Annotated in this window: 11 protein-coding genes and 1 pseudogene; 9 read left to right on the plus strand and 3 right to left on the minus strand. The window is 37.5% G+C overall.

Features of this window, described 5'->3' with window-relative positions; all coding sequences use genetic code 11:
- Positions 1 to 42 precede the first annotated feature (42 nt).
- Positions 43 to 1,836, minus strand: coding sequence for an aspartate--tRNA ligase (gene aspS, locus ID47_RS00730; protein ID WP_038462827.1), 1,794 nt, complete (start codon positions 1,834 to 1,836; stop codon positions 43 to 45).
- A 197-nt stretch (positions 1,837 to 2,033) separates the two neighbouring features.
- On the opposite strand from aspS, the gene ID47_RS00735 reads away from it, so the two are divergent.
- The 4 genes from ID47_RS00735 (at position 2,034) to ID47_RS00750 (ending at position 4,895) form a co-directional block, all read left to right on the plus strand.
- A complete protein-coding gene (locus ID47_RS00735) occupies positions 2,034 to 2,633 on the plus strand; it encodes a tetratricopeptide repeat protein (protein ID WP_038462829.1) in 600 nt (199 codons plus the stop codon).
- A gap of 471 nt (positions 2,634 to 3,104) precedes the next feature.
- On the plus strand, positions 3,105 to 3,533 hold the full coding sequence (locus ID47_RS00740; protein WP_038462832.1) for a hypothetical protein: 429 nt from the start codon (positions 3,105 to 3,107) through the stop codon (positions 3,531 to 3,533).
- Between the two features lie 569 nt (positions 3,534 to 4,102).
- Complete coding sequence (locus ID47_RS00745; protein ID WP_156956597.1) at positions 4,103 to 4,390, plus strand: hypothetical protein; 288 nt, start codon at positions 4,103 to 4,105, stop codon at positions 4,388 to 4,390.
- A 49-nt stretch (positions 4,391 to 4,439) separates the two neighbouring features.
- Complete coding sequence (locus ID47_RS00750; RefSeq protein ID WP_038462836.1) at positions 4,440 to 4,895, plus strand: DUF3857 domain-containing protein; 456 nt, start codon at positions 4,440 to 4,442, stop codon at positions 4,893 to 4,895.
- A gap of 375 nt (positions 4,896 to 5,270) precedes the next feature.
- Here ID47_RS00750 and ID47_RS12160 read toward each other — a convergent pair whose 3' ends face one another.
- Positions 5,271 to 5,408, minus strand: a complete 138-nt coding sequence (locus ID47_RS12160; RefSeq protein ID WP_084675812.1) for a transposase — start codon at positions 5,406 to 5,408, stop codon at positions 5,271 to 5,273.
- A gap of 342 nt (positions 5,409 to 5,750) precedes the next feature.
- Positions 5,751 to 5,930 carry a hypothetical protein gene (locus ID47_RS00755; protein WP_038462839.1) on the minus strand — a complete coding sequence of 60 codons (180 nt, stop codon included), beginning with the start codon at positions 5,928 to 5,930 and terminating at the stop codon, positions 5,751 to 5,753.
- Between the two features lie 592 nt (positions 5,931 to 6,522).
- Here ID47_RS00755 and ID47_RS00760 point away from each other — a divergent pair.
- From ID47_RS00760 to ID47_RS00780, 5 genes and pseudogenes are all read left to right on the plus strand, one after another.
- Positions 6,523 to 7,071: pseudogene (locus ID47_RS00760) on the plus strand (recombinase family protein).
- An 81-nt stretch (positions 7,072 to 7,152) separates the two neighbouring features.
- The gene (locus ID47_RS00765) at positions 7,153 to 8,316 is read left to right on the plus strand and encodes a hypothetical protein (RefSeq protein ID WP_038462841.1); all 1,164 of its coding nucleotides are present in this window, start codon (positions 7,153 to 7,155) and stop codon (positions 8,314 to 8,316) included.
- 80 nt (positions 8,317 to 8,396) lie between these two features.
- A complete protein-coding gene (locus ID47_RS00770; protein ID WP_038462844.1) occupies positions 8,397 to 9,008 on the plus strand; it encodes a hypothetical protein in 612 nt (203 codons plus the stop codon).
- 243 nt (positions 9,009 to 9,251) lie between these two features.
- Entirely contained in the window at positions 9,252 to 11,273 is a 2,022-nt protein-coding gene (locus ID47_RS00775) for a hypothetical protein (protein WP_038462846.1), read from the plus strand.
- Between the two features lie 421 nt (positions 11,274 to 11,694).
- Positions 11,695 to 14,469 (plus strand): HU family DNA-binding protein, encoded by a 2,775-nt coding sequence (locus ID47_RS00780; RefSeq protein WP_038462849.1) that lies wholly within the window; start codon positions 11,695 to 11,697, stop codon positions 14,467 to 14,469.
- The last annotated feature ends 77 nt before the right edge of the window (positions 14,470 to 14,546 follow it).

Below are 14,546 nucleotides of genomic sequence, written 5' to 3' on the forward strand. Positions count from 1 at the left end.
ATCTGCTTGTTTGAAAAAAGTTAGAACCCACTTTTCCTCCTTTTAGCATGCAGCTGGTGCGGCTTTGAGCGGCAGCCGTATGTCAAGGCACAGCTCTTTCAAGCGATCCTTTTCTACAACGGATGGTGCTCCCATCATTAAGTCTTGTGCCTGTTGGTTCATTGGGAAGGCAATGACTTCCCGAATGTTTGGCTCGTCTGCCAACAACATGACGATACGGTCCACTCCTGGTGCACTTCCACCGTGAGGGGGCGCCCCAAACTTAAAGGCATTCAGCAAACCGCCAAAACGCTTTTCAACATCTTCGGGTTTATAGCCGACAATTTCAAATGCCTTGTACATAACCTCTGGCAAGTGGTTACGAATCGCGCCACTGGAAAGTTCAATTCCGTTACAAACGATGTCATATTGGAAGGCTTTTATCGTTAAAGGGTCCTGGTTAAGGAGAGCATCCATACCGCCTTGCGGCATGGAGAATGGATTATGAGAAAAGTCAATCTTACCTGTATCCTCATCCTGTTCATACATTGGGAAGTCAACAATCCAGCAGAAATTGAATGTATTTTCTGAAATAAGTCCCAATTCTTGACCGATCTTGGTTCTGGCAAAACCAGCGTTTTTAGCGGCAGTTTTTACTTTATCACACACAAAAAAGACTGAATCGCCATCCTTAAGGTTAGCCATTTCCTGGAGCTTTTTCAGGCGATCGTCATTCAAGAATTTTGCGATCGGGCCTTTGGCCGTTCCTTCAGAGAAGGTGATATAACCAAGCCCTGGCATACCTAACCCCCGCGCCCAATCATTAAGTTTGTCAAAGAAGCTGCGCGCTTGGGCCGCTGCACCTGGTGCCGGAATTGCACGAACAACAGCACCTTGGCTGACGAGATTGCTAAAGATGGCAAAGTCAGACCCTAGGAAAATCTCAGATACATCGCAAATTTCAATAGGGTTTCGTAAATCAGGTTTGTCATTTCCATATTTTAACATAGAATCATCAAAACTGATTCGCGGGAACGGATAGGGAGTAACAGATTTACCATTCGCAAATTCTTCAAAAACGCCATGAAGGACGGGTTCAATAGCAGCAAAAACATCTTCTTGAGTGACAAAGGACATTTCAAAGTCAAGTTGATAGAATTCACCAGGCGAGCGATCTGCCCGGGCATCCTCATCGCGGAAGCAGGGTGCGATTTGGAAATAACGGTCAAAACCCGCTACCATCAATAACTGTTTGAACATTTGTGGGGCTTGGGGCAAGGCATAAAATGTACCTGGATTGAGGCGGCTGGGAACCAAGAAGTCACGAGCTCCTTCGGGAGAGGAGGCCGTCAAGATTGGCGTTTGGAATTCAGTAAAACCTTGATCAATCATCCGTCGCCGTAAAGATGCAATAACGTTGGATCGTAACACGATATTTTTATGGAGTTTTTCTTTCCGTAAATCTAAGAAACGGTAACGCAAACGCGTCTCTTCTGGAAAATCAGCGTCGCTATTAACTTGAAGAGGCAGCGTATCGGCTATGGAAAGAACTTCAATTTCCGTGACTTGAATTTCAATATCACCGGTATCCATTTTAGGATTGGTTGTCTCGGTTGTTCTTTCAATAACTTTACCATCAATTCGGATGACGCTTTCATTACGTAATCCTTCGGCAATTTTAAAGCTTGCACTATCGATGTCAACAACACATTGGGTCAAACCATGGTGATCTCTAAGGTCAATAAATAGAAGATTTCCATGATCTCTTTTACGATGGACCCAACCTGATAAACGAACGGTTTGGCCGGCATCTTTTTTCCTAAGTTGTCCACAAGTGTGGCTGCGATAGCTATGCATAAAATTTATCCAATTATAGTCGGTTCACAGAACCTATTTATTTAACCTCATTAAAGAGAGCCATAACCTGAAAATTTTGTCAAGCAAGCCATATTGAAAAACAGCAAGGTTGATTGACAGAGGTTGGCAGAGGTCGATATTATACAGTTGGATCAGGCGGAAATCCCTGTTCTCAGATCATTAGGGGAAGAAATATTATGAGAATACCATTGTTTTGGGCTGTTTTGACAACCCTTGTTTTGGCTAACCCAGCTGATCAAGGAATAAGCTTGATTTATCAAGATAAGAGCACCGAAGCCCTAAGCATACTTGAACCGCTAGCCGAGAAATCTAATCCTAAAGCTGCTTTTTACGCGTCCCTGATTTTGCTGTTTGGAGACAAACCTGATCTTTCCAAAGGTCTTCCTTTGTTAGAAAAGGCTGTAAAGGCTGGGTATGGACCGGCTTTAGATACTTATGCCGGACTGTACTTACATGGTGATATTCTTGAAAAGGATCTTCATAAAGCTAAAATGTATTATGAGATTGCCAGCCAACGTGGTTACGGCCCCTCTCAATTTAATTATGGCATCCTTTGTAAGAACGGCGAGGGGGTACCGCTGGATTTAGAGACAGCGTATGTTTTCTTAAGTTTAGCAGCGGAAAATCATGCTGATTTAGGAGAGCTGACGCTTGATGCAGGTGAATTCCGCGACCAGGTCAAAGCCAGCTTGACACCGGATGTTCTTCTCAGGGCTGGCCAAGCGGCGCATCGTTATAAAAAAGAAATTGCCCGTAAACGCATTAATAACGATTAGGGGGTAACATTCCCTTTGCCCGGACAAGCGCAAGAGTGACCCGGACTCTCGAAATCGTATGAAGAATCGCTTGTAAGCTCGAGTTTCCGGCTGCACTTGATCCGCCGATGATCTTGCTTAACGATATTGTTGAGATGTTTAAAAAGACATGAATATTTCTCTTGATAAATAGCAGGAACTCACTTCAAATTTTAATTATATTATAATTATTTAACAGTAAATTTGCCAAATATATTGTATTTATTTTCAAATTTTAAATAAAAATAGTTGTAATAATTGTTGTTCAAAATATTTTCCTCAAAAATTTATTATACAAAATTCATTTTTTTGCTAAAAACCTGAAAAAACAGCAACTTACCCTCTTGCGAAACTGTTAACAAATAATTAAAGATAGCTAGATTTGAATTAACTGCTGACGGTTTTGGCTTTTATTTGGTGATCCAGAATTTTTATTTATAGAAAGAAATCTAAATGGTTTTTCGTAAAATTATCAATATTTTGGTATTGATTCCTTATGTTAAAATAATAATAAAATCCTCCTTTGCAGTGGATGCGGATTTTGGTCAAGCACAGACCCCCCTCAAGCTTTCTGTTAACCGGCTGCTGGATGAACAGAAGGAGGTTAAAGCCCTTAATTTATCTGTTCAGGAAAGTGATATTTTAAAGAGTCAACAGCATATTATTCACCAGGTCGACCTTTTAAGCGCAAAGAGATTCTCACAATCAGCCAGCAATTTTACCTTTAATGGAAGGGGTGGGCAAATTGAGACAATGGATTTGTGTGATCGGGCTCGGTTTATTAACCAAACCCGCTTGTTGACAAAAATAAAGGCGCCCCCACCTTCTGCAATAGAACATGCAATAAAGTCGGGAGAAAATTTAAAGCAAAAAATTCTCTAAACGGTTTCTATGATAAAGTAAACGAGCTGTATGTCATAACAAATTCAGAAGGAAAAATTGTAACAGTATTAATAGGGAAATATAATAAAAGTTAAATTAAGTAAAAGTGTCGGACAAATTAATAAAATACTTTTTGAAGAATGGGATCCCATTGGTATTTTTGAACTAAGAGTACCTGAGGATGAATATTCTTCTTATGCAGTCGAGATTAATCAACTACTCCTACAAAATATGAGCGAGAAAGATTTAGTGCAATTCTTAACAAACTGTGAAGAATATATGCAGTTAAAGCCTCGTCCGATAGAAAATCAACTCGTGGCTAAAAAAAATCTAGCTCTAACAATATTATAAATCGCTTCATAACAGAAGTTGGGTTTGGGAAGAGCCGTAAAAGGGACTCAGCTGTTCTTATTAATGATGTCTCTGCCTTAAAGCTAAAAAAGGCTGGAAAAGCAGTTGAATCAAACGAGCTGTTATGGATAGGCGTTCTCTCAATAGGGACCATTCTCTGTTATTTAGTCACCGCTATATTATTTCTTATTTTTGACAAAAAGTTCCTTTCCCAGGCAGTGACGCGACCTTACCAAGATTTTTCCATTCACGCCCGAAGGAATAAGGTTACGTGGAGCACCTACTGGGCAATTGTCATTCTGCCCATGGCTGGGGCTTGCGTTTTTGTTCATACTGCAGCTTGGGAAACACCCCAGAGCCTAACTGTTTTTATAGGTACGTCAATCTTGAGCTTTATTCCTCAAGTGTTACTAGAGCTGGCTATTGGCTTGCCTTTGTTAGAATGGATTTTAAGAAGATCAAAGAAGTTGACTATTGTCAGGCAAATCTCTGATCAGGAAGATTAACACAGTTTTTTCAGAAAAATATCGAATCTACCTAGATTAGGAGTAACACATGCGCTGGCCAAAGTTTTTGTTCATTATAGGGTGGGCTTTAGTTCTAGAAGCCTCTGCAACTCCGGAGTATGCTATTGGCGAACCTGCAGCCTGGATACAACCAGGTAAGACTAGCAAAGAGCCGAAAGACATAAGCAAATATAGCCCTTATGGTGCATATTACTACCTAGTGAATCGGCAAATTAAAAAAGAAGCAGATGCGGTTTACTCCTATATTCAAGTTATTAAGAAGGTAACCAATCAAAAAGGTGTTACCCAACAGGCTTCTGTAGAGATAAGCTTTGACCCACTGAGTGAATCCATCACCCTACATACTATTAAGGTTATTCGTGGAAAACAGGTAATTAACCAACTTTCCTCTGATAAAATTAAGGTTTTGCAGCGGGAACAGGAACTGGAGAGTAATATTTACAATGGCTATAAATCGGGTCTGTTGCATTTAAAAAGAGTTTAAATTCTTTATTGTCTAAAGCCGAAAGGAAGATGCTAAGAATTATGATTGCGAAATCTTTCAAGATTTCCCTAAAGAAGTTCTAAAATAAACTTTTAAATTAAATTATATTTTATTAGTTAGATTACCTCTATCCTTAATTTCTTTAGAAGAGAGATAAAGAATTGGGAATTTTTAAAAGAACAATAAAAACGATCGGGCCTGTTGAAAAAGTCACCCTTTTTTTGTGTCCTTCTGGAAGAATGTGCCGTATACGATGTTTAAGGAACTAGTATGTTATGAAGATGTATTGAAAAGACTAAAAGGCTTATTTTCAGGATATAAAAGGAGTAATGAAATCGACTAAGCCCTCTTAAGATAACTGCTCATCTGTTAGCTTTAATTAGCGGCTTGCAATCGCTTGAGATTTAGAGCACTTGCTGTCATGGATGCTTGGATCTGAACTTTCTCAAGTCTTCGGTATTTAGCATGATTTAAGGCATGCAGATTTTTTGCCTCTGCAATTATTCCCTCCATCTTCTACATCCTTTCTTTAAGTTCCTTAAGAAACTGGGGAGATTTCCTATCCTCAATTACCTGAGAATAAAGGTCTTGGAAAACACTTCTTAAGACATATCTTCTTCCATTTTTCTTTATAATCTTAGCTTGGCAGTTGCCCTTCTTTACGCAAGATCGGCATTTTTTAGTTGGAGCTCTATACGTCTTTAGCACTCTATCTATATGAGAGGAAGGGAACAGAGTAATCTTGTTAACACACTCAAATACATCTCGACCGGCATCATATATAAATCCTTCTTCTAAAGTAGGAGAAGCGCAACCACTTCGGCTACTAAATAGAGGTATGTATGATTTTATTTGTTACTTAATAAGCTGATTTAAAATGTCAGCAGATCTACTTATGTAAGTAGCGTTATTAATCTTGCGGGCAACTGGAGGATGAAGGCCTGTTCCATATCGTTGTTTGGGCTCATCTTGGGGAATGAGAGTAACGAGCGAGGCTAGAGATGCATTTGCTTTAATTAAGGTACTATCTGTCATCAAGCACTCACCTTTAACCAATCCCATTTTTTGGCACAGCGCAATTACATACTGAAAGAAACGCTCAAAGACACTTTGACCATACTATCACGAATTCTGCTTAAGGAGGAGTGATAAGGTACACGATCATCCCAATAACAAACGATAATTCAATTAAACTATCTATATGCCTTAAAATATGAGAGCTAGGAATCAAAGACTCAGGAGAAATATAGCTAAAGAGGCAAGGTTGGTAAAAATGAGATACTTGCATTTGTTAAGTAACCCAGTTTTATTATTATTAATTAAATTTATAACATATTTATGATTATTAATCAGCTATTTAGTTATATGAAGAGACATATCTAGAGAGCGAAAAACCTTTACGTAATTACGCCATATATTATGAAGTGAGGCTTTTTCAACAGCCCTGATCGCTTATTTAGCAGTTTCGCAAAGGGATCAAGATAACACTTATTTACACTAAAAAAACCGGTTAAATAATCTGAGCAAGATTGTATCCTCAAATTAAGTTATTTTGCAGCAAAAAGGTTATAAAATACTCATTGGTTATATGCGCGTTCCACGAGTTGATAGAAGTTAAGTTTTTGACTTGCAAAAAGATGCCCTTTTAGAAGCGGACGTCGACCTAGAGGCTATCTACAAAGATTTAGCCTCAGGAAGATTTGATGATCGCCCAGAATTAATGGTGTGTCTAAAATCACTTCAGCCTGGTAGTACTTTGGTCGTTTGGAAATTAGACCGGCTAGGTCGTAAATTCAAGCATCTCGTCATTATGGTTGAAGATCTAAAAAATAAGGAAATAGGATTTAGAGTTTTAACAGGGTAGGGAGCTCAAATTGATACAACTATGGCGTAGAGTAAATTGGCATTTGGTCTATTTGCTGCTTTTGCTGAATTTGAACGGGAGTTAATAGTTGAACGGGCTCAAGCTGGATTAGCGGCAGCCAGAGGTGGGGAGAGAAAAAAGGGACGGCCAAGAAAAATGGATGTGCATCTGTTGAGAATGGCCCTGGCGGATCGCAAAGCCGGAGCTTAAGAGGTTGCCAAATGTCTTGGAATTACCCCAATGACATTATATATGTATGTCAATGGAGATGAAACAGTTAAAGAATCAGGACACAGGCTTTTAAATGGTTAGATACATGAAAGAAAATTTATTACTTTAAGAAATTGTTCTACCTGATTTAGGAAATAGTGAAGAAACAATAAGGAAGAAAAAATGTTTAATTTTTTTAATGTCAGATTTTTATTTATAACTTTTTTTATTTTTAATACAAAATTATTTGCCTGTGATGATAGCATAGCCATTCAAGAATCTTCTAGCTCAATACGGACAGACTGCTTGCCTTTAGAAAGCTCTGATAGAATTTTTTTGGAAGAAGAAGCAATTTCTTCTAACACCTTTCCCTTACTCCAGAATTTTTTAGATGGTAATATAGACAAATTAGTTTCTTTTTTAAGAAATAAATCTCTCATAGAACATTCCAACCTTATTGACGACATGATATCCAAATTACAGTCATGTGAAAAGATACCAATAATAAAGAGAATTTGTCAAAAATTAGGCGACTCTTTCTCTGTTTTAGAGACTTCCGACCCTTTTTTAAAAGAGATATATAACATGAAGGCTGCTATGTCATATGCTATGGGCTCAGAAGGTAATAAAGCAATATCCTTTTCTGATATAACTCTTAATACCCATAAAGATCAGGATATTTTTCATATAAAAGCCGTTGTTTATCTAGCTTGTAATGACTATAAAAAATGCTTGGAGGCCTGTGTTGGTGTAAGAGAAAATAATCCTTCTGCTGAAAATCTTCGCGCCGCTTTAGAGCTGTCTTTGAGTGCCTATTATCAGTTAGGGAATTTTGATTTAGGTGGGAAAGCTTGTCAGGAATACCTTTGCTTAAGCATTAAGAAATACACTTTAGAAGAATTGAATTTTCTTTATAAAAATTTTAATGGGCTACTTCCTCCTTCTCCCCAAAAACCCTACATCCTGGATGACTTAAGAGAATTAAGTACTGCTCACTTTACTATCAAATTATCGGCAACATATGAAGAAGCCCAGGTTTTATTTAAAGAAGGGAAATTGGAAGAGGCCCAAAGTAGGCTTAAAGAGTGCTCTCTTAATCCATTTTCTACCTTAAATATTCTAATTGACAATTATATTGTTGAGCTTTCGAGGGATAAGAAAGAGCCAAGCTTTTCCATTATACGAGATCTTATGGAAAAAATTACAGGTACACAAGACTTCAGTTTCAATGATTTAACGCGTACTTTAAAGGAAGAAACACCAACCCTAAGACGAGAAAAATTTATCCTAGAACTTAATAAACTTTACTCTTATTTACAAAAATTTATTCTTATGAGAAGGAGGTAAATAATAAATATGATCCTTTCTTTAAAGATTTTTTTCACAGCATTCTTGGGATAATTTCAGAAGATAACCCTATCAAACAAGTGGAAGAAAGTCCCTTTTCTTCCGAACTACTTAAAACTGGCAATAGAGAAAAGGGAATATTAAAGGATAAAAATGTAAACACCATTTCTAATAAAAATCTCACAAAGAAAAAGAAAAGAAGGAAAAATAAAAAACAACGTCATTCTTCTCAAACTATTATAGAAAAGCAAACTTCTTCTACCTCTTTAGTACTTTCTTTAGAAAGCTTAGATGATACTTATAAAGATGGTCTAAATCTAAAAACAGCAATTAACGAACAAACAGAAGAAGATAAAGCTCAGGAAGAACCTGAAATCTCAAAAAATATAGAAACAGAATCTAACCCTAATGAAGAATTAATCTCAATAGAAAAAAAACAGCCTCTTGAGGTACTTAAAAATGATTCATTTTCTATTTATCAAGAGGAGGCGGGGTTTGAAGATGATATTATGCCTTATTTGATGAGTGATACGAAACAACAACTAAGAGAATTTATTGCTAGGCTCTATGTGAGTGCTAAAAAAGATCACAAAGAATTAAAAACGCTAAAAAAATTTATAGAAAATCTTATTTTAACAAACCAAGCTCTTAGAAAAGAGAATACCATCCTTAAGAATTACCCAAAGAGTTAGAGAGTTATCAATAGAGCCGAAATCATAACTGTGAATGGCAACTCTTTAGTAATTATAAAAGAGCTCATCTATTTTGTAGTTTATCATTTAACCTCCTTATTTAAAGACTGACTTCGCTTAAAGTTAATACCAAACCAGGCAACAGGATTTTTTAAGAATTATTATACTTGCGTAATTTCGAAAAACTCCATAAGGCTTGCATAAGTTTTTACCCTTCTATTTACCCTTCTATAGGTTGAGACAATGGGATCAAAAAAGGTTTTTATTTTTTCCTCTAAAAGCACTTTTATTGCCACCCTTATCCTTTTATACTCTAGTCTTTCTATCTACTCTATGGAAAAAGAAGAAGAGCTTGTTAATTCATTAAAGTCTATATCTATAACAGCCCCGTCTCAGACACCAATGCATATTGTTTCTCCAGAAGCAGTTGAAATTCAAAAAAAGCTAGCTTTTGTGGCTTCTCTCTGCCCTAAAATTGCACGGCCCCTTCCTCAGATTGACTCCCAAGAAAACTTTGATATAGCAAAAATATATTTTGAACTCTCAACCCGTTATGATGCTATTTTCAGAGGGGCGGCTCTTGCTAGTGGTGGCCAAGCACAATTATTTTTGGATACTTCTCAACAGATTCTCATTGGCTTACAAAGTTATATTACCACTCTTCGAAGTGATGCGTGCACTGCTTTTAGGACAAAGGAAGATGAGGAAATATTAAGAGATTCATTCTATAATGTCATATATAATATGGGTGAAAATCACATTATGTCCTTAACTCAGTTAATGGCCATAAACCAAGCCTTAGAACCAAATTTAAAGGCTGCCCAATCCCATACCAAAGCGATTAAAATAATAAAGGAACAGCTTTCTGAAAGCCCTAAGTATCGCAAAAAATTACAAGCATCACTGCAGCACGTTCAGGACATGGTGCCTGCAATACAGGCTATTTTTCACCCAGAAATGAAGAGACCGCCGAATTTACCTTCTCGAAAGTTCTCTAGACGAATTGAAGAAAGAAAAAAAGCGACTTATTATCAAAAGCAGCTAAAAGCTGCTGATGTAGTACCTCTTGATTCATATAAAGAGAGTTTTGATTTATATTTCCAACTTTCTCTCCAAAAAATGCTTAAGGATGAACTGTTATATTCAACAAAAAAAGTTTCTTGTGAAGAATATGTCACTCACCTTCAAGATTTAACGAAAAAGTATTTTTCTCTTGAAAGTGAAGGGTGGAAATTTGGAGAACATTTAGGTGTCTTACAAGGAGAGTATGAGGCTAATAAATTAGAACCGGAAAAATTAGTTAATTTATACCGATTTTTTAAACAAAGGTTTGCTTTATTTTGTCCCAATAAAGATTCTTTGCATATGCTAGAGCATATCATTTTCATGTTACTCCATGCTAATAATTTAGAGGACGCTTTAATTCGGACAGAGGTATTAACTGTTCTGTTAAATGAAACAGGGAAACCTCTTCCAAAGAGATTTATAGCTTTTCGAGCTAGTGTTTTGGCTCTGAACGGTAACTCTGATGAATGGAGAAAAATTAAAGAAGAAAAAATACAAGCTAAGAAAACAGAAGAGATAGACACTCGCCAACGCCAATTAGGTTACATTAAGGAAAAATTGGAACATAATAAAAAGAAACAGCAAGAGTTAGCGAAAGGGGAAATCGCATCTTGCCAAGCGGCTCCTAAAGCCGCAAGAAAATCTGTTATGCCCGCAACATCAGTATATTTTGAGCCTTATCTCTCCGCTGAATCTCCTCAACCTGAAGCTGTAATTCCGCGACGGGAGAAAATAAAAACTCGTAAGGTTTCTCTAACTTATCAGTCTAGAGATAAAGAAGAAATTAAACATGAACCCGCTATAAATGAATCAACCCCTAAGCTTGAACCAACTTTGAAAAAGTATAAACTTTCTCAAAATGCTTTAAAAACTTATCGGAAAATCCGTCGAGGAGAGAGAAATTTTTCTCGTCAAAATCTTTATAACCTTTTTGAAAAGTTGGAATGTGAGCCCAGTATAAAGCAAGGCAAGGGTGATCATGGTAAAATACCAGCTCCTTTGAATATGACCGTTAGAAATAGGGAAGGTTTAGTAGCTGTCATTCCAGAATTTTCCTCACGTTCTTTCACAAAAACGCCTTTTCCCCTTACAGTTCCAAATTGGGATGAAAAATGGGATGGGAAGGTTCCTCATTATATGATGAAGAGCATTATAGAAGCTCTAAATTTTATCGGAGCAACTGATGACACTGTTTATTAGGTGGCGGCTAAGGTGATGGAGCTTTCCCTCTAGCTTTCTGCATATTATCCTTATCTTATAATAATTCACAATAGGCACCTTAGTATAAAGCTTGAGAAGAATGCCTGATTAGTTTCCGGGAGCTCAAGGATAATATTGATCAATCAAAATAGCCCTTAAGTAGATTTTACGGATAGCATGAATCTGAAATCCGTGTATTAAATCATCTTCAATAGCCATTAAGCCTTTGGATTATTTTCTAACTTATCTTGAAGAAGTCTGGCTAGCAGCATTAAGAAGTTATTATGAGATTATAAAAATAATAAACAGATGACAAAGATTAGGCGTTTCTAAAAGACAAATAACATGGGTAGACAAACATGGTGGACTTGGATAAAGCATTTAGTGTGGGCCTTAACTTCCAAAATAAGGACGAGAAAGAATGAATAAAAAAGATTTAGTCAAAGCTGTAGCTGAACAAGCCAATATAAAAAAAAAGAGTGCTTCGCAAGCCATTTATGCCTTGTTTAAGACGATTACTGAGAGTTTAAAAAAAGTAGAGCCTGTTACACTCACCGGCTTTGGGTCTTTCAAGATCAGCAAACGAGCTGCTATGATATTTCCAACCATTTCAAAAGCAGCTGTTATTCAATTCGCTTTAATTTATTTTATAATTCTGTATGCTGCGCAAACAATGGAAGCTCCAGAAACAAATGATAAGAAAGGAGCTCAAGGATCCTCGTATCACAATGAGGACACGACAATTTCAGATGGTAGTGATTTGGACATATTTGTTAATGAAATCCTTACAAATGAACAAGGGCCCTTATCACAGAGAAAACGTTTAAAAAAAGGAGTAGCCAGAGGGCGTTGCTTTTATGAAAAACTTCCAGCTCTCGATGCAAAAAAACCCCTCCAAGCCCTTTCTGCTTCATTAACTCAGTCAGGTTTATTTAATGACAATCTTTCTAGCAAAGATGAAAACCCATTTCTTTCTCATACTCCAAAAAGGTCTATAGCCACGGCAACTTCAGAGGATAGCGATACAGACATATCCAGTGATGAAACCTCTGAGAGTGAACAAAGGCTTCACTCAAAGAGAAAACGTTTAAAAGGGAAGGAGAGTAAAGAGAGGCCAAAGTTTTCCGTAAATGAATTCAGGGGTTTGCCTGAGCAATATACACGGCCTAGATTAATATCTTCCTCCTGTGATCCAGAGATAAAAATCGAAAGTGATGAAGAGAGTACGGAAGAAAATGTTTGTCGGTACGTTCTACAACCATTACCAGCACTAGCTTCTGTAATTGACATGGGAACAAAGCTCAAATTATTAGCTAACGTTTACTTAGGAAAGATCGATCATCTGGCAAATATATTTTTCCCACAATATGTTTTGAAAGTAGAACAGCCTAATAAGGCAATAAAAGAAGGAGATCCATATTTTTTTACAACGCCTAAAGGAGAGATCTGTGTTTTTGCGAGTGGAGGAACTCAAAATGCGTGGGAAAAGACAGTGGCTAGGGTATATGAGATTTTCTTCGACCGGAAAGTAAAAATAATACGTGCACGGTGGATCCAAAAGCATCTTCCACCCACTCGAAGCTTAACCGAAGAATTTGAGGGGAGAGAAAATAGACTCCATTCAGAATTCTACTATGATCTCTTTTTTACACATTTTTTTCTCCCATCTTTAAGGGAGAAATACGGTGACTCAGTTAAAAAGCTTACTATTAATGCTTTTAGTTGGTGGGAAGTATGCGATTCATGTAATAATAATTATTTGGCAAAGCACCAGAAGCTTTGCGCTAATCAAGGGATAGGGGGCCTTATTTTTAATATAGGCGCTACTCGAAAATATGCCCACCACTATCCTCCCGCGACCACGATTATGGGCTATCGCGTCCCGCAAACTCAAGAAGGGAGGGCATGGGATGAAATATGGAGCAAACTAAAAACCTATGTCCACAAATACCCTAATAACACTGATGAAAAGCAGAAATTCTGGACAAAAACAGCTGCAGGGCTTGAGTTATGTAAGTGGCTTGGGCAAGCCTTTGTGGAGAATACGCGCCCTCTTGAGAGAATGGCAGTCATGCCTAATAAAAGAGGGGATATTTTAAAGTTTTATAATGAGATGAGGGAAGAGGACACGGAGGATCTCCAAAATTTAATTTCTTATCTTCGTGAAGAAAATTGGGATCTCTCATGTTGGTATAAATATCCATATGCTGAGTCCATCCAGGGCAAGTGGAAGCAACACGCGTTACAAATCGTCATGCCTCATTTTGGTTGGAAAATTTTACACGAGTTTGATGCCGAATATGGGGATAGCCAGTGTGAAATGTGCGGTAATGAAGACGTATTTCATATGTCACTGGTATATCACTCTAAACACCAAGTCACAAAAAAACTTTTAGAATTGACCAAAGAGGAAAAATTGAGAGACGAGCTGTTCCCTCTTGGAACCCCATTTGATGAATTAAGTGAATCTATGCAGAAGAAAAGGAGACAATCTTTACTTGTAGGATCAAACTGTGTGAGTGTGCTCCAGATTCGTCGAGGACAATTGGATGAGATGAGAGCTAAAAAACGCACTAGGCTAGAATTTGAAGTTAATTTGAAAGGTTCTGATAGGGCTGAAGCTAAAGCGCTTTTTGAGTGGATGTGGGATGAATCAATTAAAAAGAAGGGCTCATCCCTAAGTAGTCGTTATATTTCTACAAATTCAGATTGGTCTTTCGAGAAACTTGAGCCCCTGCTTGAAATACTTCTTCAAAGTAAAAAGATTCAAAAAGTTAGGAAGGGTAGTTATGTTATAAAAGAATTGGGTGAAAAAGCGCCAGAGCCCCAACTTGCTTCACGGGAAGAGCTCTTTCAAGATAAGCAAAACCAGAAAAGAGAGCGAAAAGTACAGAACGAAGCCTATCAACGACAAATTGAAGCAAGAAGAGCAGTTGAGAGAGAAGAAGCTGCCAGAAGAGAGGATGAAAGAAGGGAAGCTAAAAGAAAAGAAGATATAAAAAGAGATTGGCTGGACGTTTCGCAATGGCGAGAAACTCCAAAAGGGGGCTACTCAAGAAGGCTTGGAAATGCGTGGATTAATGTATTTAGGCAGGGACAAAACTGGAAATATGTATTTGAGAATCAGTTTAGTGCCCCTTACCCAACTGTACAAGATGCCCTACAGGCTAGCTATGATCAGTATCTAAATAGATAACTATATGTGGTCTGCTGCCAAAACTGGAGAAGAGTTTCGTTCGGATGAAAAGGAAAGGCAGCTTAACTTTTAGTTTT

Source organism: Candidatus Paracaedibacter acanthamoebae, from assembly GCF_000742835.1.
In the GTDB taxonomy this organism is placed as follows: Bacteria; Pseudomonadota; Alphaproteobacteria; order Paracaedibacterales; family Paracaedibacteraceae; genus Paracaedibacter; species Paracaedibacter acanthamoebae.